Source organism: Flavobacteriales bacterium, assembly GCA_013214975.1.
Lineage (GTDB): Bacteria > Bacteroidota > Bacteroidia > DT-38 > DT-38 > DT-38.
Window position 1 is genome coordinate 1 of the sequence record JABSPR010000378.1, and the last position, 3,023, is coordinate 3,023.

General features: G+C 33.7%; 3 protein-coding genes and 1 other RNA gene. 1 reads left to right on the forward strand and 3 read right to left on the reverse strand.

Going from position 1 to position 3,023, the window contains the following annotated elements; all coding sequences use genetic code 11:
• Positions 1–20: 20 nt before the first annotated feature.
• Entirely contained in the window at positions 21–284 is a 264-nt protein-coding gene (locus HRT72_12045) for a hypothetical protein (GenBank protein ID NQY68436.1), read from the reverse strand.
• Positions 285–366: 82 nt separating this feature from the next.
• On the opposite strand from HRT72_12045, the gene HRT72_12050 reads away from it, so the two are divergent.
• Positions 367–585 (forward strand): helix-turn-helix transcriptional regulator, encoded by a 219-nt coding sequence (locus tag HRT72_12050; protein ID NQY68437.1) that lies wholly within the window; start codon positions 367–369, stop codon positions 583–585.
• Positions 586–587: 2 nt separating this feature from the next.
• On the opposite strand, the gene HRT72_12055 is transcribed toward HRT72_12050, so the two are convergent.
• Both HRT72_12055 and ssrA read right to left on the reverse strand, forming a co-directional pair.
• Complete coding sequence (locus HRT72_12055) at positions 588–1,946, reverse strand: hypothetical protein (protein ID NQY68438.1); 1,359 nt, start codon at positions 1,944–1,946, stop codon at positions 588–590.
• An 88-nt stretch (positions 1,947–2,034) separates the two neighbouring features.
• Positions 2,035–2,437, reverse strand: a transfer-messenger RNA (tmRNA) gene (gene ssrA / locus HRT72_12060).
• Positions 2,438–3,023 lie beyond the last annotated feature (586 nt).

The window sequence follows — 3,023 nt, forward strand, 5'->3', positions numbered from 1 at the left end:
AAGCTATTTAACCCATTAATCTAAAAGTTGCATTTGTGACTTGAATTTAAGATTTGTTTAATGTTATGGTTTCCAGAATCTAAATCAACCTTGTCAACGATTTTAATGTACCCTTTAGATAGTTCCTCAACAAAAGGACTTTCCTCAATTCCTGTTAGTTTGAATATCGTATCGGATAACTTCAAATCATGATCTAGCACAGAGAAACCTGCCATTTCAAGCTTCTGCATTAGCTGAGTATGCTTAATATCATCTTCAATTAACGAACAAATAATCTCTTTCATACCTGACATATTTGTCATAAAAATAGTAAAACCTGACATATATGTTTTATAGTGTTCTGTTTTTTCTCAACAATCTTGTATTATGGATCGAGAAAAGGAATTACAAAAGTTAGGAGAACGGATCAAAGAATTGCGAAAAAGCAAAGGAATGACCCAGTTGGACTTGGCGGCTGCTATTAATCAAGATTATACTTCTATTACTAGATTAGAGGCGGGGAGAACAAACCCAACTTATGTAACTCTTTTGAAGATTGCCGAAGGGCTAGAAGTAAGCGTGAGTGATTTATTGAAAATAGAGTAATGCTACTGATTCTTACACAGCTCAAATATGTGCAAGAATATCTCATTAGTTTCAGGAAGTTTTGAGATTATATTCTCAGGGCTTTCATGTTTCAACTCAATCAAATTTTTCTCAAAGTTCCGTTGAATAGCTTTTTTTCGATGTGTATCAACGAAGCTCCCTTGATTTTTAGGATCGATTATCATTGGAGGTAATTCCTTGTCGCCGTTGAGAATATTTTGTTGTCCAAGATATAATTCAAGAAACGCTCCTGTACCATTGATATCTTCGTTAGATATTTGACTATTTCGTAAACATGGATAGGCTCTGGCAAAATTGACGTCAGGATAATTACTTGCTTTTATATTGTGGGGTAATTTATTCTTAGTTATTTTGGATTGTTCCGATCTACCTTTTCCGTCATTGTCAAACATTGCAATTACTTTAAATGTTGAGTTCATGCCGATAAGGCTTTCGATTCTTTGTCTTAATAAAGTAGCCCCACCTTCAAAGTGAACATGCCCGTCAAAATCAAAGGCATCAGTTAAAAAAGGGTACATCATTCCAAATGCTTTTTCCAATAATTTGGCATCTGTTTTACCTTCTGTGAAAATTGAGATTTTCTTGCCTTTTTGATATGATGTAGAGAATGATCTGTCCGTATCATGCAGAAGAGAAATTAATTTTTGATGGTTAGGTGAACGAAAATCGGTAGGGTCAATTCTGCATTCTATTCTTACATTTTCGTTAGTTGATCTTAATAAATTTCGTAATAGGCATAGTTTGTTTAAGTGTGGGAATTCCTCGAAATGTGAATCAATAAGGATCATCTCCCAAGGGTTTGTGATGTTTCTGGGAATGATAATTTTTGTATCGATACCGCTTTGTTCCCTTGTTGATATGGACTCTTCAATTACGTGGGTCAAATTATTGTCAATTATCTTTTTTGTTGCTTCAAAAAAACATTGAATATTTGAATTGTCATAGAATTTTAATTTTTGACTTAAAGTATAAAATGGTTTAGTAGGAAAACTTCCATTTTCAATTGGATCTCTTGATTTTTGGTTTATTTGATCTTGAGTTTCCGTTTTGTTTAATTTAAGAGCCTCTAAAAAGTCCTGATTTGCCAATTCATCTGTAATGCCAAATAGTTCAAGCTTAATTAAGAGTTCATTCGATTGTATTGATAGATTATAAGAATCAATTAATTTTTCTGGAATCCTTGCTGAAGTTCCCTTTACCATGTTTGGGTTGATGCGACTCCTGCTTTCTTTAATCTCCTTTAATGAATTTGGATGAAAAAGTGAAATTATGGTATGATGAATGGATTCTTCGCAATTACAGAGATAAGAAATAAAATAATTTTTAATAAATAGAGTCATCTAGTTGAGTCTTTAATAAGGTTCTTCTGACAGTAAAACTGACAGTGAAAACTAAAAAGCCTTGTAAATCAATGACTTACAAGGCTAAAAGTGGAGTCGGAGGGTTTCGAACCCTCGTCCAAACGACGAATAATCAAGCTTTCTACATGTTTATTCTTTAATTAATTTTCGATATAACCTCGGATAAAGACACCCAATAATTACACTTATCTTCTGAGTTTCATGTCAGCTTAGAAGCATCACTAACACTATCCTGAAATGATTGGTCCCTCTAGTTCCTACTATTAACAGGCGGAAAGGTAGGAGAGGGAACTTGTCTGTGTACTATTATTCCACGAGATTAAGCTTAATTCGACTGAGTCAAATTAGGCAGCAAGTCTATATGACGTGTTGTCAATTATAGTTTGTGACTAATTTTTTACGAGACTCACCACATTGCTCGACATGCTTACACCTAACAACGCTATCGCTGTCAAATCCAATACGACCCCATAAACAAAGAACTAATCGCTGACCTAAGTCCTAGCGATGTCTAATACAAAGGTATTAAAAAATCAGTTGGTACGCACTAAGAGGGCTCGCAAAGAGAATTTATAAAAACAATTATCGAATTTGATAAAGGTGGTTTCATATTCAAAATAAATGCCGATTTTTGGTACTAAATCAACCTTCATTACTGGATAAAAAAAAAATACGTTCATTTTTGCTTTTTTCGCATTTTCAAGCTTCGGTCAAAGATCTGATGCTGCTAAAGTCGATTCAATCAAGCGATTAATAGAGGGACTAATAATAGTGATACCGTACTGATTCCTCATATACAACGTTGGTATGATATCATGTGGGGGACGGATTCTAAATTTTCAATCAAGTTGAACGAGCGAATTGTTTCGATTGCAGATGTTAATTTAGGCATGAAGCAAAATAAAAAGAGTGAACGTTTTTATAAGTTATCAAAAGCGTATTACTTTAACAATATTGGAATTAAGTATAAGGTAATGGGAAACTACCAGAAAGCACTTTATAGTACTCCCCATCTGTCGGACCATTTCTCTAGCTTGTTAAGTTATTAATTTTCAT